Annotated in this window: 22 protein-coding genes; 8 read left to right on the top strand and 14 right to left on the bottom strand. The window is 45.7% G+C overall.

Features of this window, described 5'->3' with window-relative positions; all coding sequences use genetic code 11:
• Nucleotides 1–16: 16 nt before the first annotated feature.
• From AACT42_RS21015 to AACT42_RS21045, 7 genes are read right to left on the bottom strand one after another with little or no spacing between them, the layout of a single operon-like run.
• Nucleotides 17–1,477, bottom strand: a complete 1,461-nt coding sequence (locus tag AACT42_RS21015; protein ID WP_013855970.1) for an RNA polymerase factor sigma-54 — start codon at nt 1,475–1,477, stop codon at nt 17–19.
• 51 nt (nt 1,478–1,528) lie between these two features.
• Nucleotides 1,529–2,254: an LPS export ABC transporter ATP-binding protein gene (lptB, locus tag AACT42_RS21020; RefSeq protein ID WP_013855971.1), complete on the bottom strand. Its 726-nt coding sequence runs from the start codon at nt 2,252–2,254 to the stop codon at nt 1,529–1,531.
• A gap of 2 nt (nt 2,255–2,256) precedes the next feature.
• Nucleotides 2,257–2,757, bottom strand: a complete 501-nt coding sequence (lptA, locus tag AACT42_RS21025) for a lipopolysaccharide transport periplasmic protein LptA (protein ID WP_013855972.1) — start codon at nt 2,755–2,757, stop codon at nt 2,257–2,259.
• On the bottom strand, nt 2,738–3,301 hold the full coding sequence (gene lptC / locus AACT42_RS21030; protein WP_013855973.1) for an LPS export ABC transporter periplasmic protein LptC: 564 nt from the start codon (nt 3,299–3,301) through the stop codon (nt 2,738–2,740). Before lptC ends, lptA begins: the two co-directional genes overlap by 20 nt.
• On the bottom strand, nt 3,298–3,852 hold the full coding sequence (kdsC, locus tag AACT42_RS21035) for a 3-deoxy-manno-octulosonate-8-phosphatase KdsC (protein WP_202599533.1): 555 nt from the start codon (nt 3,850–3,852) through the stop codon (nt 3,298–3,300). Before kdsC ends, lptC begins: the two co-directional genes overlap by 4 nt.
• Nucleotides 3,852–4,826, bottom strand: a complete 975-nt coding sequence (gene kdsD / locus AACT42_RS21040; protein WP_017047033.1) for an arabinose-5-phosphate isomerase KdsD — start codon at nt 4,824–4,826, stop codon at nt 3,852–3,854. The genes kdsC and kdsD overlap by 1 nt, the downstream gene beginning before the upstream one ends.
• A gap of 19 nt (nt 4,827–4,845) precedes the next feature.
• A complete protein-coding gene (locus tag AACT42_RS21045; RefSeq protein ID WP_017046459.1) occupies nt 4,846–5,811 on the bottom strand; it encodes a calcium/sodium antiporter in 966 nt (321 codons plus the stop codon).
• A 271-nt stretch (nt 5,812–6,082) separates the two neighbouring features.
• On the opposite strand from AACT42_RS21045, the gene mlaF reads away from it, so the two are divergent.
• The 8 genes from mlaF to AACT42_RS21085 all read left to right on the top strand — a co-directional run bounded on the left by mlaF (nt 6,083) and on the right by AACT42_RS21085 (nt 11,490).
• Nucleotides 6,083–6,880 (top strand): phospholipid ABC transporter ATP-binding protein MlaF, encoded by a 798-nt coding sequence (mlaF, locus tag AACT42_RS21050; RefSeq protein WP_026029128.1) that lies wholly within the window; start codon nt 6,083–6,085, stop codon nt 6,878–6,880.
• Nucleotides 6,877–7,668 (top strand): lipid asymmetry maintenance ABC transporter permease subunit MlaE, encoded by a 792-nt coding sequence (gene mlaE, locus AACT42_RS21055; RefSeq protein WP_013855979.1) that lies wholly within the window; start codon nt 6,877–6,879, stop codon nt 7,666–7,668. The genes mlaF and mlaE overlap by 4 nt, the downstream gene beginning before the upstream one ends.
• A gap of 2 nt (nt 7,669–7,670) precedes the next feature.
• The gene (gene mlaD, locus AACT42_RS21060; protein WP_010318826.1) at nt 7,671–8,162 is read left to right on the top strand and encodes an outer membrane lipid asymmetry maintenance protein MlaD; all 492 of its coding nucleotides are present in this window, start codon (nt 7,671–7,673) and stop codon (nt 8,160–8,162) included.
• Nucleotides 8,163–8,167: 5 nt separating this feature from the next.
• Nucleotides 8,168–8,806 carry a phospholipid-binding protein MlaC gene (gene mlaC / locus AACT42_RS21065; protein ID WP_026029129.1) on the top strand — a complete coding sequence of 213 codons (639 nt, stop codon included), beginning with the start codon at nt 8,168–8,170 and terminating at the stop codon, nt 8,804–8,806.
• Nucleotides 8,803–9,111: an STAS domain-containing protein gene (locus AACT42_RS21070; RefSeq protein ID WP_010318828.1), complete on the top strand. Its 309-nt coding sequence runs from the start codon at nt 8,803–8,805 to the stop codon at nt 9,109–9,111. Before mlaC ends, AACT42_RS21070 begins: the two co-directional genes overlap by 4 nt.
• Nucleotides 9,112–9,124: 13 nt before the next feature.
• The gene (gene ibaG, locus AACT42_RS21075) at nt 9,125–9,379 is read left to right on the top strand and encodes a BolA family iron metabolism protein IbaG (RefSeq protein WP_013855981.1); all 255 of its coding nucleotides are present in this window, start codon (nt 9,125–9,127) and stop codon (nt 9,377–9,379) included.
• A gap of 9 nt (nt 9,380–9,388) precedes the next feature.
• Nucleotides 9,389–10,654 (top strand): UDP-N-acetylglucosamine 1-carboxyvinyltransferase, encoded by a 1,266-nt coding sequence (gene murA, locus AACT42_RS21080; protein WP_026029130.1) that lies wholly within the window; start codon nt 9,389–9,391, stop codon nt 10,652–10,654.
• Nucleotides 10,655–10,743: 89 nt separating this feature from the next.
• Entirely contained in the window at nt 10,744–11,490 is a 747-nt protein-coding gene (locus AACT42_RS21085) for a 1-acylglycerol-3-phosphate O-acyltransferase (protein WP_047690462.1), read from the top strand.
• 8 nt (nt 11,491–11,498) lie between these two features.
• Here the strand turns inward: AACT42_RS21085 and AACT42_RS21090 are convergent, their stop codons facing one another.
• The 7 genes from AACT42_RS21090 to AACT42_RS21120 form a co-directional block, all read right to left on the bottom strand.
• On the bottom strand, nt 11,499–12,446 hold the full coding sequence (locus tag AACT42_RS21090) for a sensor histidine kinase (RefSeq protein ID WP_017047037.1): 948 nt from the start codon (nt 12,444–12,446) through the stop codon (nt 11,499–11,501).
• Complete coding sequence (locus AACT42_RS21095; protein ID WP_094183058.1) at nt 12,439–12,990, bottom strand: heme NO-binding domain-containing protein; 552 nt, start codon at nt 12,988–12,990, stop codon at nt 12,439–12,441. Before AACT42_RS21095 ends, AACT42_RS21090 begins: the two co-directional genes overlap by 8 nt.
• A 190-nt stretch (nt 12,991–13,180) precedes the next feature.
• Complete coding sequence (locus tag AACT42_RS21100; RefSeq protein WP_013855986.1) at nt 13,181–13,570, bottom strand: RidA family protein; 390 nt, start codon at nt 13,568–13,570, stop codon at nt 13,181–13,183.
• Between the two features lie 120 nt (nt 13,571–13,690).
• The gene (gene pyrI, locus AACT42_RS21105; protein WP_010318833.1) at nt 13,691–14,158 is read right to left on the bottom strand and encodes an aspartate carbamoyltransferase regulatory subunit; all 468 of its coding nucleotides are present in this window, start codon (nt 14,156–14,158) and stop codon (nt 13,691–13,693) included.
• A gap of 16 nt (nt 14,159–14,174) precedes the next feature.
• Nucleotides 14,175–15,104, bottom strand: coding sequence for an aspartate carbamoyltransferase (gene pyrB, locus AACT42_RS21110; RefSeq protein ID WP_094131761.1), 930 nt, complete (start codon nt 15,102–15,104; stop codon nt 14,175–14,177).
• A 459-nt stretch (nt 15,105–15,563) separates the two neighbouring features.
• Complete coding sequence (gene argF / locus AACT42_RS21115; protein WP_094131760.1) at nt 15,564–16,568, bottom strand: ornithine carbamoyltransferase; 1,005 nt, start codon at nt 16,566–16,568, stop codon at nt 15,564–15,566.
• 116 nt (nt 16,569–16,684) lie between these two features.
• Nucleotides 16,685–18,061 carry a PhoH family protein gene (locus AACT42_RS21120; RefSeq protein WP_094131759.1) on the bottom strand — a complete coding sequence of 459 codons (1,377 nt, stop codon included), beginning with the start codon at nt 18,059–18,061 and terminating at the stop codon, nt 16,685–16,687.
• Nucleotide 18,062 lies beyond the last annotated feature (1 nt).

The following is an 18,062-nucleotide window of genomic DNA, read 5'->3' on the forward strand; positions in this document are numbered from 1 at the left end:
TTCTCTGTTTTGTGCCTTACAGTAGGCGTTTGCGCTGACTCGATGGAGCAATGCCCAACGATTCACGGTATTTAGCTATCGTCCGTCTAGCTACCTGAATCCCTTGGTCAGCCAGTAGATCTGCAATTTTACTGTCACTTAATGGTTTGGCTGTATTTTCAGCGGCCACCAGTTTTTTAATCAGTGCTCGTATTGCAGTCGATGAACACTCTCCCCCGCTGTCGGTACTGACATGGCTGGAGAAGAAGTATTTCAATTCGAAAATACCACGCGGAGTATGCATGTACTTCTGCGTTGTCACCCTTGATATGGTGGATTCATGCATTTCTACCGCTAAAGCAACGTCATTGAGTACCATTGGCTTCATCGCCTCTTCACCATACTCAAAGAAATCACGTTGATGTTCAACAATACACTTGGCAACTTTGAGCAGTGTCTCGTTTCTGCTTTCTAAACTCTTAATTAGCCATTTTGCTTCTTGCAAATTGCTGCGAATGTAGTTGCTATCGGCACTGTTACCTTTGCCTAATGCTGCATATTGTTGATTTATCTTAAGTTTTGGTACGCTATCTGGGTTTATTGTTACCACCCATTTGCCGTGATCTTTGTAAACAGACACGTCAGGCACAACGTATTCGGCGTGCTCGGTTGAAATATTATTTCCCGGTCTTGGGTCAAGTTGTTGAATGAGCTGCAATACCTCTCGCAGATCTTCTTCTTTTAACTTGGTTTCTTTGATGATCAACTTGTAGTCACGATTGCCGAGCAGATCAATATGTTGGATCAGCAGCTGTTTAGCTTCTTCTAACCAAGGGGTACTGGCAGGGTAGGTCGCTAATTGTAAAAGCAGGCAGTCTTGAAGGTTGACTGAAGCCACACCGAGGGGATCAAACTGCTGAACACGTTTACGAACGGCTTCAATTTCATCAAGCTCAATATTTTCATCGGCAAAGCTTTCTAAAATATCATCCAAAGAAACGGTGAGATAACCGTAGTCATCGATGGCGTCAATCAAGGCAAGAGCAATGCTGCGGTCGGTGTCGCTAAACGGTGTGAGATCTAATTGCCACAGTAGATAATCTTGCAGGGTTTGCGTTGTTTCACCTTGGTACACGGGCATGTCATCATCAAGGGCGATCCCTGTGCTGCCTGTGTTCGCGCTGTAGACATCATCCCATGTGGTGTCGATCTCAAGCTCGCTGCTGATTTCGGATTTTTCAATTAAGTCAGAGCTGTCTTGTGGCTCAATATCTAACACCTCAGCACTGGCTTCTTTCTCCTCATTGATGCTATGAACATCAGCGGTGGCATTCTCTTCATAGGCCTCTTCAACATCCAATAATGGATTAGACTCTAGAGCCTCTTGGATCTCTTGCTGGAGTTCCAATGTGGAGAGTTGCAACAAACGAATGGCTTGTTGTAACTGCGGTGTCATCGCTAATTGTTGGCCGAGCTTCAGTTGTAATGAGGGTTTCATTCAGTGCCAGTTACCTTATTATTTTTAGAATTGATGTCACTCTCTACTTAATCATAGACGGAATTGTTCACCGAGATAAACTTGTTTTACCTCTTCATTATTGAGCACGTCATGTGGTGTACCTTCTGCGATCAAACGACCCTGGCTTACAATATAGGCTTTTTCACAGACGTCCAATGTTTCTCGAACGTTGTGGTCTGTGATTAAAACGCCTAAGCCACGATCTCGCAGGTGTTGGATGATCTTTTTAATGTCGATAACGGAAATGGGGTCGACCCCTGCAAAGGGTTCATCAAGCAAAATAAATTGTGGGTTTGCGGCAAGAGCGCGGGCAATTTCAACTCGACGACGTTCACCACCCGATAGCGCCATCCCCGCACTATGGCGGATATGTTGAATGTGAAATTCTTCTAGTAGATCTTCGAGTTTATCTTGGCGCTCTTCACGGGTCATCGATTCACGGGTTTCAAGTACCGCCATGATGTTATCTTCGACCGATAATTTTCGGAAAATAGACGCTTCTTGAGGTAAGTAGCCGATCCCTAAGCGTGAGCGACTGTGCATAGGTAAAATGCTGATGTCGTGATCATCAATGCTGATCTTACCTTCATCACGAGCGACAAGGCCGACGATCATGTAAAACGATGTGGTTTTTCCTGCGCCGTTAGGGCCGAGTAAGCCAACAATCTGCCCCGATTCTACTTGCAAGCTGACGTCAGAGACGACTTTGCGTTTTTTATAGCTTTTCGCTAAATGTTCTGCTTTAAGTATGGCCATAATTATTCTTGTGTCGTAGTGGCTTGCGGTTGAAGCACGGTCGATACTCGCTCGTTAGAGTTACCATCAGCCATCAGCTTCTGTGACGAAATTTTGTAGCGAATTTTCGTACCACGGATGATGCTATCATCTTGTGACAACATGGCTTGATCGATCATCGTCAACTGATCATCGGCCAATTTGTAATAGAGCTCTTTCGCCTCACCATACAAGGTTTTGCCATCGTCGGTTAATTGCGAAAAAGTGGCGAGGTTGCCATATCCTTCAATTTCTTGAATGGAGCCATCTTTTGCATCACGGGTTACAATCACTTTGTCGGCGTTGATACTGATACTGCCTTGTTTGAGTTTGACATCACCAAGGAAAGTCACTTTGTTACTTTTCATGTCGAGCTGTTGGCTGTCAGAATCGATGTAAACTGGTTGAGCATTATCGGTGGACAATGCCAATGCGTGACCAGAAATCGCTAAACAAGCAATAAGACTAAGGTGTGAGAGTTTCATATCTACCTTGTACATGGTTATAAAGAATAGCGGTATTGTCGGCAAAGTTGCCTTTCATCGCTTGTCCTTGTGTTTCGAATTGTGGCCCAACCAAATCGACCTGATTATCGGCCCAAAAATCGCGATTATTGAGTTGAATGCTCATCTTAATGGTTGAAAGCGTATCAAAACCAGAATCTGCTAATAGGTTTTTTGCCAGTACGTCGTCATACAGTGTGAGTACTTGCTCTTCATCGAGTACGCCGCGTTTGGCGGTAATCTCCCACTCTTGCAAAATACCATCACGGAAGACTTTGAGTATCGGGTACTCGAAAATGGTGTCGCCACTTTTTGCGTAATGATCCAGATGCGTCGATTGAATGATGTAGCTGCGGATACCTTGCTCGTTATAGGTGGTGTTGTCGAGATTTTTTCCACTAAACGACGGTAACTCCAAGTTCGGAGCAACTTGTATATCGGTATTTTGTTCTTTATCGAACAAGTAATAGGCTGACCACGATGCGATAAAAATTAGTATCACATAGAGGACACGAGATAAACTCATACACTTAAGCCTTTGTGCACATCTAACTCACCGCGAGCTTGCAAAATCAAATCACACACTTCGCGTACAGCGCCATGCCCACCTTTTATATGGGTCACGTAGTTTGCGCGTTTAACTAACAGCGGGTGACCATCCGCGACACAGACTCTCAGCGCGACTTTTTCCATTACTGGCCAATCAATCAAGTCATCACCGATATACCCTGTGTGTTCTGGGGCAATATTGAGCTGGCGACAAATATCGTTATAGGCTTTGACCTTGTCATCCTGACCTTGATAAACCAGTGTAATGCCTAATACGGCCATACGGTTTTCGACAATTTTTGACTGCCTACCTGTGATGATCGCCACTTCAATGCCAGCATTCATCAATGATTTTATGCCGTAGCCATCTCGAGTGTGGAAGGTTTTTAGCTCTTCGCCTTGATTGCCCATATAAACTAAGCCATCAGAGAAGACGCCATCCACATCGCAGATCAGCAGTTTTATCTGCTTGGCTATATCGAGAATAGGCGGTGAGACAGGGCCGTAGAGTGTATCAATCATGGTCATCACATCACTCCTGCTTTGAGCAAATCGTGCATGTTTAATGCACCGACCAATATGCCATTTTCGCACAGCATCAAGCCATTGATTCGTTTATCTTGCATTAGGTTTAACCCTTCGACCGCGAGCATGTTAGGGCTTGCTACCGTTGGGTTTTGCGTCATCACTTCGCTGATTGCCGCGCTGTGAATATCGATTCGTTTGTCTAAGATGCGGCGTAAATCGCCATCAGTAAAGATGCCAATAAGCTGCATGTTGCTGTCAACTATCGCAGTCATCCCCAACCCTTTTTGACTGATCTCAAGTAAGGCATCGCGGATCAATGCATTTGGTTGCACTGTTGGTAGTGCATCGCCAATGTGCATGATATCAGAGAGCTTGAGCAATAATTTTCGACCTAAAGCCCCACCGGGATGAGACAGCGCAAAATCTTCAGCGGTAAAGCCGCGTGCTTGCAAGAGTGCGACGGCTAACGCATCGCCCATCACTAGCGTTGCGGTGGTGCTGGAGGTTGGCGCAAGGCCAAGCGGGCATGCTTCTTGTGGGACAGTGATTTGCAAATGAAGATCGGCCAACTTTGCCATATTCGATGACGGGTTGCCTGTCATGCTAATGATGCGAATATTGAGCCGTTTTAGCACAGTAAACAGTGATAAAATTTCCGAGGATTCGCCAGAGTTTGAAATAGCAATTACGATGTCGCCACGCTCGATCATACCAAGATCACCGTGCGCTGCTTCTCCTGGATGTACGAAAAATGCCGAAGTGCCAGTACTGGCTAAGGTCGCGGCAATTTTTTTACCGATATGGCCTGATTTACCCATACCCATCACCACCACTTTGCCGTGATCATTGGCAATGATCATTTCACACGCTTGGCAAAATGAGTCGTCAAAGTATTGCTCTAGCTGCTGTAAAGCCGCCATTTCGGTGGCGAGAACTTGCTGTGCAACACTGCGATAATCAAACTGATTCGACATTCGATACTCCGAGTTTGGGTTAAGCGGTCATATTCATAAGTAGATAAGCTTGGTATCCGATAAAAGCGAGGAAGAGCACGCCTCCCTCAATGCGGTTAATACTACGCGATTTCCCTAAAGCCATGGCAACCAGTAGCAGAGATACGCCAAGCATTACCCAAAAATCGCGTCCCATCGCATGCTCACTGAGTATCGATGGATTAAGAATGCCGGGTAAGCCCATCACGGCAAGAATATTGAATACGTTCGAGCCAATAATGTTGCCCACAGCCATATCATCTTCGCCTTTCAACACACTTGTGAGTGAGGCGGCCAATTCTGGCAAGCTGGTCCCAACAGCGATGATCGTCAGGCCAATTACCAAGTCGCTCATGCCAAAAAACTTAGCGATAATGACGGCGTTATCGACTAACACGCTGGCAGCAATCGGCAGAATGATAAGCCCAATCACTACCCAAATAGCCGCTTTTGCGTTGCTCACGCCCTGCGGTATTTCAGATTCCTGCTCGGTAAGCAGCGCGTCACCATTTTTTTGCTCGTTACGGCTAATGCGGAGCATCGCGATGATAAACACGGCGAAAAGTGCAAATAGCAACACACCTTCATAGAATCCTAAGTGGTTATCCCACAATAACGCACCAGCAAGTAGTGTGACCGCAATCATCAGCGGCAGTTCACGGCGGAGTACCGCGGAACTGACGGAAAGCGGTTTGATGAGTGCTGTAATACCCAAGATCAAAGCAATGTTAGCGATGTTAGAACCGAGCACGTTACCGACGGCAGTATCGGTTTTCCCATCCAAAGCGGCCGTTGCCGATACCATCATCTCTGGTGCTGATGAGCCCATTGCTAAAATAGTCATGCCGATCACTAATGGCGAGATGCCGAAGTTGCGAGCAAGCGCGGCAGAACCAAAGACTAACTTGTCAGCGCTCCAGACTAAAAACACCAAACCTACAATGAGAAACGCTACCGCTTCGATCATGATGATACCTAATTAATGAAATGAGTGAAAAAATGATGCAATTAACCGCTAATTTTGACGTGTTGGTTGCGAAAAGGGAAGCTGAAGATCCAATTAATTACGTTCAATTCATGGTTTAGTTAGCTATCCATCAATAAATGACCGGAAGATTGTTTTGGCGAAAGATGATGCTTTACTTTAGGATGTAATTGAACAGTGCTTTTAATTTTAGAACGTTATGCTTATGATTGCCCATCATTTTGGGGCGGACAACAATAGTGAAACACTCATGATGCCAATCAACGATCTTGTCACAATCAAGAATTTAACCTTCTCCCGTTCAGGACGGAAGATTTTCGATGACGTGAGTCTCAGCGTTCCGCAAGGAAAAATTACCGCCATTATGGGGCCATCGGGTATTGGTAAAACCACTTTGCTACGTCTTATTGGCGGACAACTGTTTCCTGAACAAGGTGAGATTTGGTTCGACAAACAAAACATCCCGATGCTCAGTCGCAAAAAGCTGTATCAAGCTCGTAAAAAAATGAGCATGTTGTTTCAGTCGGGCGCGTTATTCACCGATTTAAATGTGTTCGATAATGTGGCTTTCCCTTTACGTGAACACACTCAATTAGATGAATCGCTGATTAAGACATTAGTTTTATTAAAATTAGAAGCGGTTGGTCTGCGCGGTGCCGCCTTGCTCATGCCGAGCGAATTATCCGGTGGTATGGCAAGAAGGGCTGCATTAGCGCGCGCGATTGCGCTGGATCCGGAACTGATCATGTATGATGAGCCGTTTGTGGGGCAAGACCCGATCACCATGGGCGTGCTGGTGGAATTGATCCGCAATTTGAATCAAGCTTTGGGGGTGACCTCGATAGTGGTCTCTCATGATGTTCCTGAAGTGATGAGCATTGCCGATTGGGTTTATTTGCTGGCTGACGGCAAAGTGATTGCCAAAGGAACGCCAAACGATCTTTATCAAAATAGCGATCCTCGCGTACAACAATTTTTACAAGGCGAGGCTGATGGCCCAGTACCATTTCGCTTTCCAGCGCAAAGCCTAGAAAAGGATTTATTCTCATGATGTCTACATTGACTGACTGGATTGAAGGGCTCGGTCGCCGTACGCTCGAATTTTGCCAAGCCTTTGGCAAAGCTAGCTTGATGCTGTTTGGCGCATTAGTGAGCCGCCCACGGCCTATTCAGAATTTTCCATTGTTAGTGAAGCAGCTCTACAGTGTTGGTGTTCAGTCGCTGGCGATTATTGTCGTTTCTGGCTTGTTCATTGGCATGGTGCTGAGCCTGCAAGGCTATGTGATTTTGGTCGATTACGGCGCGGAAGGTAGCCTTGGGCAAATGGTTGCGCTCTCTTTATTGCGTGAACTTGGGCCCGTGGTGACTGCGCTGCTGTTTGCTGGGCGTGCTGGTTCTGCACTTACCGCTGAGATCGGCCTGATGAAAGCCACCGAGCAGCTTTCCAGTTTAGAGATGATGGCGGTTGATCCGCTCAAACGTATTATCGCTCCTCGCTTTTGGGCTGGGCTAATATCAATGCCGTTGCTAGCGATGATTTTTATGGCGGTCGGCATTTGGGGAGGCCAGCTTGTTGGCGTGGATTGGAAAGGGATTGATCACGGCAGTTTTTGGTCTGCGATGCAGTCATCGGTAGAGCTAGGACAAGATATTGGCAACAGTATGATCAAGTGCGTGATGTTTGCCATCACAGTGACTTGGATTGCACTGTTTAACGGTTACGATGCTATTCCAACCTCGGAAGGTATTAGCCGTGCCACCACAAGAACCGTAGTGCATTCATCTTTAGCTGTATTAGGGCTAGACTTTGTACTCACCGCATTGATGTTTGGGAATTAATCATGCAGCAAACACGAAAAATAGAACTTTGGGTCGGTAGCTTTGTCCTTGCTGGAATTTGCGCAATTCTGGTGATGATTTTTCAGGTCGCTGACGTAAAAGGGTTGGGTTCCAACCATACTTACCAACTGAAAGCTGAATTTGACAATATCGGTAGTTTAAAAGTGCGCTCGCCAGTCAAAGTGGGTGGTGTAGTCGTTGGGCGAGTGGCCGAGATTAAACTCGATAGAGAGAGCTTGCTGCCTGTGGTTACTATGGCTATTAACAGTCAATATGATCAATTTCCAGAAACGTCGAGTGTGCAAATTCTAACTTCTGGATTGATTGGTGAGCAGTACATTGGGCTTGTGCCCGGGTTTGTCTTTGAAGATGAACAGATGTTAAAAGAGGGTGACTTAATTGAAGACACAAAATCCGCCCTCGTATTAGAAGATTTGATTGGCCAAGTGCTGTATAGCGTCGGTGGTGGCTCACAAGAAAAAGGTAAGGAGTAACAACAGTGTTTAAACGGACGTTGATTTTTGTATTTACCCTCTTTGCCGCTATGTTTGTGCAAGCGGCCAATGTGGATAAAACCCAGCCCTATACCATGATGAAGCAGGTGTCTGAAACGGCATTTACTCGTTTGAAAGCCGAACAAGAAGCGATTCACCACCATCCTGAATATTTGAAAGAAATCGTGGAACAAGAGCTGATGCCTTACGTCAATGAGCAGTATGCGGCACTGAAGTTATTGGGCCCAAACTTAAAAGGGGCCAAGCGTGAAGATGTCGCAACTTTCATCACCGCATTTCGTGCCTATCTTGTCAGTGCATACGCGCAAGTATTGACTCAATACAGTAACCAAATTATTGAGTTCGAGCCTGAACAGGCGGTGTCGGATGATAAACGCATTACCAGCGTGAAGGTGGATATTATTGATACGCCACGACCTAACATCAAACTTGAGTTTAAATTGCGCAAAGAGAAAAATGGCGAATGGCAAGTCTTTGATATGATTGCAGAAGGAGTGAGTTTGCTCTCCAGTAAGCAATCTGAATGGAGCGGTAAAATTCGCCAAGATGGTATCTTAGCGGTTGCCAATGAACTGCAACAATTGGCGGATCAGCCGATCCGTTTTGAAGGTAAAGCGCAATGATTCATCCGCAGTGGCATCAAACTGATATGCCGATTGCGGCTTTGTCAGGCGCATTAGACAGAGAGCATGTGCCTGATTTATGGGCGTTTATCCAAAAATGGAACCCGGTGAGTACACAGTTTGAGATTGAACTGAAAAACGTTGAGCGCATAGACTCTGCCGGAATGGTGATGTTAATCCACCTAATAGAGCATGCAAAAAAACGAAACTGTCATATAATGCTCAGTTTCGTGCCAGAGCAACTGCGCACACTATTCCAATTGAGCAACATTGATCGTTTAATGGCTCAACATATAAAGAATTAAGCAGGGGAACATTGTGGATAGCGCAAAAGTACAACAGTTATTAGAACAAGCACTAAACCTTGAAGAGATCCACGTCAAAGGTGAAGGTAGCCACTATGAAGTTATCGCTGTTGATGCTTGTTTTGCAGGGATGAGTCGCGTTAAAAAACAACAACTTATTTATGCTCCACTGATGGAGTACATTCAAAGAAACGACATTCATGCCCTTTCTATTAAAGCGTTCACACCAACAGAGTGGGCTCGTGATAAAAAGTTGATGTCGCTGTAAGGTTTATTGATGGAAAAGTTTCGAGTTATTGGGTCAACACAACCTCTTCAAGGTGAAGTGACCATTTCAGGTGCCAAAAACGCTGCACTGCCTATTTTATTTGCGTCTATTTTGGCCTCTGAGCCAGTAGAAGTGGCCAATGTGCCACACCTTCGCGATATTGATACCACAATGGAACTGCTCAAACGTTTAGGCGCTAAAGTCGAACGTAATGGCTCAGTTCATGTCGATCCTAGTCAAATTGATGAATATTGCGCGCCGTATGATTTAGTCAAAACCATGCGTGCTTCTATTTGGGCTCTCGGTCCATTAGTGGCTCGTTTTGGTTATGGCCAAGTTTCGCTACCTGGAGGCTGTGCCATTGGCGCTCGTCCTGTCGATCTGCATATTCACGGTTTAGAGCAGCTTGGTGCCACCATCACCTTAGAAGATGGCTACGTGAAAGCCAGTGTCGAAGGTCGTCTACAAGGTGCACACATCGTCATGGATAAAGTGAGCGTGGGTGCCACCATTACCATTATGTGCGCCGCAACCCTTGCCGAAGGCACAACCGTGCTCGACAACGCTGCGCGTGAGCCTGAAATTGTCGATACCGCACTGTTTTTGAATAAGCTGGGTGCAAAAGTGTCCGGTGCAGGCACCGATACCATTACCATTGAAGGTGTTGAACGTTTGGGTGGTGGTAAACACGCTGTTGTGGCTGATCGCATTGAAACGGGCACGTTTTTAGTCGCGGCGGCTGTTTCTCGCGGAAAAATTGTTTGCCACAACACTCACTCGCATTTGTTAGAGGCCGTGTTAGCAAAACTGGAAGAAGCGGGCGCTGAGATTGAAACGGGTGAGGGCTGGATAAGCCTTGATATGACCGGAAAAGAGCTTAAGGCGGTTTCGATTCGCACTGCGCCTCATCCTGGCTTTCCAACCGATATGCAAGCACAATTTACCCTACTCAATATGATGGCAAAAGGTGGTGGCAAGATCACTGAAACCATCTTTGAAAACCGTTTTATGCACGTTCCTGAACTGATGCGTATGGGAGCAAAAGCGGAGATTGAAGGGAATACTGTGATTTGTGGTGATGTGGAATCGTTGAGTGGCGCGCAGGTGATGGCGACCGATCTACGTGCTTCAGCCAGCCTAGTGATTGCCGGTTGTATCGCAAAAGGTGAAACCATCGTCGATCGCATCTACCATATCGATCGCGGTTACGAAAGAATTGAAGATAAACTGTCGGCTCTTGGCGCTAATATTGAGCGCATTCAAGTCAGCAGTTAAACTCTCGCTCATGCAATGGAGCCGAAATCTCTGGGTTTCGGCTTTTTTATCCTTGCTCATTTTTTATCTTTGTTCCATGGAGAACTGAAATGATTGCTCTTTTGCGTCTATTGGCAGTCGCACTGTTTGCCATTGTGATGTTTGTTTTTGGATGTGGTTACTGCTTACTTAGCCCACGCAATCCAAAACATGTATTTACGTTTGGGCGTTTATTCGCCCGTATGTCAAAATTGATGGGTATTAAATTAGAACTGCGTATCCCAGAAGATGCTTATCAACGCGGCCAGCACATCTACATTGCGAATCATCAAAATAACTGGGATCTGTGTACTGTTGCTGCGGCTGTAACGCCGAAAGTCGTGACAGTAGGGAAAAAAAGTTTAGTGTGGACACCTGTGTTTGGTCAGTTGTATTGGTTAGCAGGGAATATTTTAATTGATAGATCCAATCGCAACAAAGCCAAAGGCACCATTGATCAAGTTGTCGATAGCATAAAAACCAGTGATGTGTCTGTGTGGATGTTTCCTGAAGGTACTCGCTCGCGTGGCCGTGGCATGCTGCCCTTTAAAATGGGTGCATTTCATGCGGCAATTGGCGCAGGTGTACCGATTATCCCCATCGTTTGCAGCTCAACTAATGATATTAAGCTGAACCGTTGGGACAATGGTCATGTGATTGTTGAGATGCTGCCACCGATCGGTATTGAAGGATATGGAAAAGAAAATTTACGGGAATTAGCGACATTATGCCGTGAGCAGATGATGGCCAAATTAGCACAGCTGGATGAAGAGGTCGCGATGCTTGATGGTAAGAAAGTCACATCACGCAGTCAGTAACCGCTTTACTAAATGGTGGGAAAAAGAAGTATGAAGGTGGTGCCTTGTCCCACTTCAGATTCGACCTGCATTTTCCCACCATGCTTTTCAACAATACTGTATGAAATCGATAAACCCAAACCCGTCCCTACGCCGACAGGTTTGGTGGTGAAGAAAGGATCAAACACCTTGTTGATGATGTCTTGATTCATGCCATGCCCATTATCTGCCACCGTCACCCTCACCCAGCGTTTCCCTTTTTCGACCACAGAATCTGTGCTAATCGTTAACTTTCCTTGTGCTTCGCAAGCGTGAGAGGCGTTAATAAATAGGTTCATAAACACTTGTTGTAGCTCTGCTGATATCCCATTGATTTTCGGCAAAGCCTCATCCAATCGCTGCTCGACCTCCATCGTATATTTAAATTGGTTCCAGACCATGTGTAGCGTTGATTCAATACACGAATTTAACTCACACTCGACAAATCGGCCATCACTGGAGTGAGAAACGCTTTGTAGGCTAGTGACAATGTCTTTTACGCGCAGCAATCCACCCGAAGTCTCTTGAAGCATGTCAGTTAAATCACTTTCGACAAAACCAATATCATGGCGTTGATAATAATCTTGATAATTGCGGTAGAAATCCGTGTTAGCAATTTCGGCTTTGTGCTGGGCTACCAAAGCGACAATTCCTATATAGGCGTGAGAGTAATCACGCAGCGTATTTAAATTACTCAGACAAAAACCGATTGGGTTATTGATCTCGTGAGCAACGCCAGCCGCCAGTAGACCGACGGAGGCCATTTTTTCTGATTGTACAAGCTGTGCTTGCGCGCTATGAAGTTGATCTAGAGTCTCTTGCAGCTCTAAAATTTTATCGTAGAGCTCGCGGCTTTTTTCTTGCAGTAACCGCTCTGCTAGCAAACGAGCCTGACGCTCACGCTCATAAATGCGTTGGTATTGCTCTATTTCACTCATGTTTACCCTTAAAGGTGACAACAATTTCACAAAATGAAGCGCCATGATGCATGCATTGGGGCTGCTCGATTTCGACTTCTTCACCAAATTGTTCTGAAGCGCCGATGATGAGTCCTTCCGCCGCAGCGCACAATTTTCTTTTCGAGGTGTAATACATGGTTAATCGATCGCCCTCGCTTTTACATTGAAATTGCGGCAAATAGGCATCGGGGTAGAGCCGCTTCACTTCTTTATGGATCACTTGATCGACCGAAATTAAAAACTCTAATAAGTTGTTTTTATTTGGATAATTTTCAGGAAGGCTGTTGTACAGGCGAGAAAATAGGTATTGCCCATAAAGCTGGACTAAATCATCGATGGGGATGTTTTTCTGCTCGCTCAAATAAGCCACCATTGCAAGCAGTTCGTCATCGGAGTATTGCTCTCCAGCGGTGTAGATGCCTTGAGAGCTAGGTTTTAAATCCTCGAGCATTTGATCCCAAAACAGTGCGCCAAATTTTTCGATGACTAAATCAGAAAGAACGGTATAGATAATCCCTTGCATCTCACTACCTCGAACGGTTCAAAAGTACGATAAGTGTTGGTAACTAACCCTAAAGTAGCAAGTATGAGGTGTAAAAATTGATTTTTTGGATTAAACAAAAACCTCGAACGGGGTTCGAGGTTTGAAAAAGCACATTCACGTCAGAGTGGCATGCTGGTGGTGCTTACACTGTGCTGATTATGAGCAATGCTTACTTACGTACCGCAATCGCTTCAATTTCAATACCCACATCTTTAGGTAAGCGAGCGACTTCTACGCATGAACGCGCAGGGTAGTTTGCCACGTTATGCTCATCAAAAAATTTACCGTAGACTTCATTCACCGTGCCAAAATCATTCAGATCTTTAACAAATACAGTCATTTTTACGATGTCAGAAACCGTTAAGCCAGAAGACTCCACCACGGCTTTTACGTTGTCGAGAGATTGACGAGCCTGCACTGCGATATCTGCTGACACTTCACCGGTGACTGGGTTGACTGGAATTTGCCCTGAAGTTAGCACCATATTGCCAAGATCGACACCTTGTACATAAGGGCCAATTGCGGCAGGAGCGGATTCGGTATGAAGTACTTTTGTCATGATTGTGTTCCATCTGTTTTTATGGGAAGGGTAGGCGTCAGTTTGCCTTTAAAGAAACGGCAGGTAAAGTGCAAAATGCCCCACTAAAGTGAGGCATCGATAGACTTAAACGGGGTTATATTATGACTCGCGTTCGGTCACAATCTCACGTGAGTAAACTTTCTCACAATACTTACATTTCAAACGAATATCGTTTTTCTTTTCGAAAACCTTAAAGCTGCTTTCGACCGGCTCATTGTGGGAAATACAGTTGCTGTTTGGGCAGGCAAAAACATCATTGATCTGCTCAGGCAGTGTCAACGCCAGCTTTTTCACCACTTGGTAGTTTTCGATTTGGTTGACAGTCGCATGCGGTGCATAAAGTGCTAATTTATTGGCTTGGGCTTCATTAATGAACACATTTTCAATCTTCAGCAGATCTTTTGCGCCCAGCGCAGAAGAGGGTAAATTTAAGCCAATCGTGACACGTTGATGAGAATTGTGCATATCGAATAACTTTAATACTTTAATACCGATTTGCGCAGGAATGTGGTCAATAACCGTGCCGTTTTTAATGGCTTCAACCTGCAATTGAGTCTCTTTAGTCATGGTTGGGGCTCCTTTATTACAGGGTTTCGTTTAACACAAGCGCCAGCAAAGCTTCACGGGCGTAGACCCCGTTTTCCGCTTGTTGGAAGAAGTAAGCGTGCTTCGTTTTGTCCACATCGACGGTGATTTCATCCACGCGTGGAAGCGGATGCAGCACTTTTAAGTTATCGCGCGCACCTTCAAGCATGGCGGCTGTCAAAATGTACGCCGATTTAATGTGCGCGTACTCTGATTCATCAAAGCGCTCTTTTTGGACGCGAGTCATATACAGAATATCTAACTGTGGAATAACGCTTTCCATATCGGTGTGTAGGCTGTACTCAATGCCTGCATCATCTAACTCTTCGCAAATATAGTCAGGCATAGCCAGCGCATCCGGCGCAACAAAGAAGAAGCGAATGTGGTTAAATTTAGCCAAGGCTTGGGTTAAAGAATGGACGGTACGGCCATATTTCAAGTCGCCAACAAAGGCGATATTAATGTTATCTAAACGGCCTTGTGTTTCGGCAATGGTGAACAAATCAAGCAGTGTTTGGGTTGGGTGCTGGTTAGCACCGTCGCCAGCGTTAATCACAGGAACGCCGTTTGAAAATTCAGAGGCTAAACGTGCTGCGCCTTCTTGGGGGTGGCGCATCACAAACGCATCCACATAAGAGGAGATCACTTGTACTGAATCGGCCAATGTTTCGCCTTTTTTCGCCAGTGACGTATTGCCACCATTATCAAAGCCAATCACGCTGCCGCCGATGCGTTGAATAGCGGTTTCAAAAGACAAACGAGTACGAGTCGACGGCTCAAAAAAGCAGCTTGCTACCACTTTGTGCTTGATCAGCTCTGGTTTTGGTTCCGATTTGAGTTGGCCTGCGGTTTTCACAATCAATTCCAGCTCGTCACGAGAGAGCTCCGGAATCGAAATAATGTGCTTTTGATAAAGCGAATTCACCATGGTCGTCTTCCCTATAATTTTCTAGTAGCCATAAAAAAGCCCCCCAATAGGGAGGCTTTAAAAATCAAGAGAGGGGAAAAATAACGCGCCCAGTAAGTCAGCACGCTGACCTACATTGAATCGAATTGCGTTGTAGATGTGAATAACAACGTCCGTTTTCATAGCTACCCCTCAGACAAATTGCTGGGAATTATACGCTTTCGTTGTGTGAGCGCAAGCGATTACCTCGCAATCCTCTTCATCATTGGCACTGTCGCTGCGTTAGCTGCTTTCACTCACCCGAATCACTTACTCATGTAAGTTCATCGGGCTTCGTTCTCTTGCTGCCTTGCGACAGCACCAATGATTTTGAGGATTAAAAGTCGCTTTGGCACTGTCGCGGCGTTAGCTGCTTTCACTCACCCAAATCACTTACTCATGTAAGCTCATCGGGCTTCGATCCATTGTTGCCTTGTTTTTTTAAGCGCCGAGAGTCGCGACCATCACAGCTTTGATGGTGTGCATGCGGTTTTCAGCTTCATCAAACACAATCGAATATTCAGACTCAAACACCTCTTCGGTGACTTCCAAACCTTTCATGCCATATTTTTCCGCCACCTCTTTGCCTACGGTGGTTTCGTCGTTATGAAACGCAGGCAAGCAGTGCATAAATTTTACCTGTGGATTACCAGTTTGCTTAATCACATTCATATTGATTTGGTAAGGCGTCATTAAGGCCACGCGTTCATCCCATGCATCGGCTGATTCGCCCATAGAAACCCAAACGTCGGTATAGAGAAAATCGCATCCTTGCACGCCTTCTTGTACATTTTCAGTGAGCGTGATTTTGGCTCCCGTCTGCTTGGCAATTTCTTGGCAAGTGGTGACAAGTGACGCTTCTGGCCAAAACTGTTTGGGTGCCACAAGGCGAATATCCATGCCCATTTTTGCTGCGCCCACCATCAGGGAATTGCCCATGTTATTGCGCGCATCGCCTAGATAAGCCAGTGACACTTGGTGCAACTGCTTACCACGGCCATGCTCAATCATGGTTAAAAAGTCAGCTAAAATCTGTGTCGGGTGGAACTCGTTGGTGAGCCCGTTCCATACCGGGACACCAGCATGTGCGCCAAGCTCTTCGACAATGTCTTGTCCAAAACCGCGATATTGGATGCCATCGTACATTCTTCCGAGTACGCGCGCGGTGTCTTTCATCGACTCTTTATGACCAATTTGCGACCCCGATGGCCCGATGTAAGAGACTTGAGCGCCTTGATCAAACGCGGCCACTTCAAATGCACATCGTGTTCGTGTTGAGGCTTTCTCAAAAATCAGCGCAATATTTTTACCCGCTAATCTTTTCTGTTCTGATCCGGCGTATTTCGCTTTTTTGAGATCAGCAGAGAGATTGAGCAGAAATTGGATCTCTTTCGGCGTGAAATCGAGCAGTTTTAGAAAGTTGCGGTTGCGTAAATTGAAAGCCATATCCCAGTCCTAAACGGTGAATGATGAATGGCCTTAGTAAAGCATATAAATGCTAAATTTGTGAATGATTATTTTAAAATAAAGGCGAGATATTAATAATATCTCGCCTAATGTGATTATAAATTCTCTTCAGCGAATTCGGCCAAGCGGCTGCGCACTACGCCATTTAAGTGAATGTTGGCGCTGCCTTCAAAGTTTTTAAAGCGCTCAACCATGTAGGTCAAACCTGAGGTCACCGGGGTTAAGTAGTGGGAGTCAATCTGCGCTAAGTTACCAGAGCAGACAATTTTAGTGCCCTCACCACAGCGCGTGATGATGGTTTTGATTTGAGAAGCGGTTAAATTTTGACACTCATCGAGTAACACAAAGGCATTTTGGATTGAGCGCCCACGCATAAAGTTGATCGATTTAAACTGGATATTGGCTTTATCGCAGATGTATTTGAGTGAACCTTCGGTGCAGTGATCGTTTTTGTGCAAGGCTTCCAGTGTATCCGTTACCGCGGCCAGCCACGGCATCATTTTCTCTTCCTCTGTTCCGGGTAAGAAGCCGATCGACTCTCCGATATCTGGCGTGTTACGGGTGACGATGATCTTATCGAACATCTTCTTCTCAATGGTTTGTTCAAGAGCGGCGGCCATCGCGAGCAGCGTTTTCCCGCTACCAGCGGCTCCAGTTAAAATCACCAAATCAATGCTTGGATCAAGCAAAGCATCAAGTGCCATCGCTTGGTAGATATTTTTCGGGGTGATGTCCCACGCTTTGCGGTGCATCATTCTCTCGCGGCCAATATCAAGCAGCGTGATTTTGTCTGTGTTGATTTCATGCACGCGCGCCGAAAAATCGCTTTCTTCATCAATGACATATTGATTAATAAAGGTCGGATCAAATGGCGCCTTATCTAGCGTATGAAAGGCTTTTCCGCCGACGGTTCTGCTCTCAACTTCATCGACGTTGCTCCAAAAGTTGCCTTCACGAACTTGGAAGCCTTTGGTCAGGTACTGCACATCATCAATCAATTGGTCAGTGCGGTAATCCTCAACATAGCGTACGCCTGCACCTTTAGCGCGCAATCGCATGTTGATGTCTTTGGTGATGAGAACCACAGAACGTGGCGCTCGTTTTGCTTGCAGGTAAAGTACAGCGTTGAGGATACGGTTGTCGCCGGCTTTGTCAGCAAAGGCTTTGACGGTTTCTTGCAACTCAAAGTCGGCAAGGATCGAGATAGTTCCCGTCTTGCTGGCCTCTTTCGAAAATGGAATACCTTCGGTAATTTCGTCTGGGGTGGCATCGTGGAATAAGTGCTCTAAAGCACGAATCGCGACCCGCGCATCTCGTGCAACATCGCGTTTGCTGTCTTTGATCCGGTCAAGTTCTTCAAGAACGGTCATCGGAATGACCACGTCATGCTCTTGGAAGGAGTAAATGGCTAAAGGTTCATGAAGCAGGATGTTGGTATCAAGTACAAACAGTTTCCGATCGGTATCGCCCATA

This window comes from Vibrio sp. V15_P4S5T153, assembly GCF_963874485.1.
Lineage (GTDB): Bacteria > Pseudomonadota > Gammaproteobacteria > Enterobacterales > Vibrionaceae > Vibrio > Vibrio anguillarum.

What these genes read in the sequence shown, in the direction of transcription:
- pyrB (WP_094131761.1), bottom strand. Translation starts at nt 15,104, where the DNA reads ATGGTGAATTCGCTTTATCAAAAGCACATTATTTCGATTCCGGAGCTC.
- mlaE (WP_013855979.1), top strand. Translation starts at nt 6,877, where the DNA reads ATGATGTCTACATTGACTGACTGGATTGAAGGGCTCGGTCGCCGTACG.
- AACT42_RS21095 (WP_094183058.1), bottom strand. Translation starts at nt 12,990, where the DNA reads ATGCAAGGGATTATCTATACCGTTCTTTCTGATTTAGTCATCGAAAAA.
- AACT42_RS21120 (WP_094131759.1), bottom strand. Translation starts at nt 18,061, where the DNA reads ATGGGCGATACCGATCGGAAACTGTTTGTACTTGATACCAACATCCTG.
- murA (WP_026029130.1), top strand. Translation starts at nt 9,389, where the DNA reads ATGGAAAAGTTTCGAGTTATTGGGTCAACACAACCTCTTCAAGGTGAA.
- argF (WP_094131760.1), bottom strand. Translation starts at nt 16,568, where the DNA reads ATGGCTTTCAATTTACGCAACCGCAACTTTCTAAAACTGCTCGATTTC.
- kdsC (WP_202599533.1), bottom strand. Translation starts at nt 3,852, where the DNA reads ATGACCATGATTGATACACTCTACGGCCCTGTCTCACCGCCTATTCTC.
- lptC (WP_013855973.1), bottom strand. Translation starts at nt 3,301, where the DNA reads ATGAGTTTATCTCGTGTCCTCTATGTGATACTAATTTTTATCGCATCG.
- AACT42_RS21045 (WP_017046459.1), bottom strand. Translation starts at nt 5,811, where the DNA reads ATGATCGAAGCGGTAGCGTTTCTCATTGTAGGTTTGGTGTTTTTAGTC.
- kdsD (WP_017047033.1), bottom strand. Translation starts at nt 4,826, where the DNA reads ATGTCGAATCAGTTTGATTATCGCAGTGTTGCACAGCAAGTTCTCGCC.
- AACT42_RS21070 (WP_010318828.1), top strand. Translation starts at nt 8,803, where the DNA reads ATGATTCATCCGCAGTGGCATCAAACTGATATGCCGATTGCGGCTTTG.
- mlaF (WP_026029128.1), top strand. Translation starts at nt 6,083, where the DNA reads ATGCCAATCAACGATCTTGTCACAATCAAGAATTTAACCTTCTCCCGT.
- pyrI (WP_010318833.1), bottom strand. Translation starts at nt 14,158, where the DNA reads ATGACTAAAGAGACTCAATTGCAGGTTGAAGCCATTAAAAACGGCACG.
- lptA (WP_013855972.1), bottom strand. Translation starts at nt 2,757, where the DNA reads ATGAAACTCTCACACCTTAGTCTTATTGCTTGTTTAGCGATTTCTGGT.
- lptB (WP_013855971.1), bottom strand. Translation starts at nt 2,254, where the DNA reads ATGGCCATACTTAAAGCAGAACATTTAGCGAAAAGCTATAAAAAACGC.
- AACT42_RS21085 (WP_047690462.1), top strand. Translation starts at nt 10,744, where the DNA reads ATGATTGCTCTTTTGCGTCTATTGGCAGTCGCACTGTTTGCCATTGTG.
- AACT42_RS21100 (WP_013855986.1), bottom strand. Translation starts at nt 13,570, where the DNA reads ATGACAAAAGTACTTCATACCGAATCCGCTCCTGCCGCAATTGGCCCT.
- AACT42_RS21090 (WP_017047037.1), bottom strand. Translation starts at nt 12,446, where the DNA reads ATGAGTGAAATAGAGCAATACCAACGCATTTATGAGCGTGAGCGTCAG.
- AACT42_RS21015 (WP_013855970.1), bottom strand. Translation starts at nt 1,477, where the DNA reads ATGAAACCCTCATTACAACTGAAGCTCGGCCAACAATTAGCGATGACA.
- mlaD (WP_010318826.1), top strand. Translation starts at nt 7,671, where the DNA reads ATGCAGCAAACACGAAAAATAGAACTTTGGGTCGGTAGCTTTGTCCTT.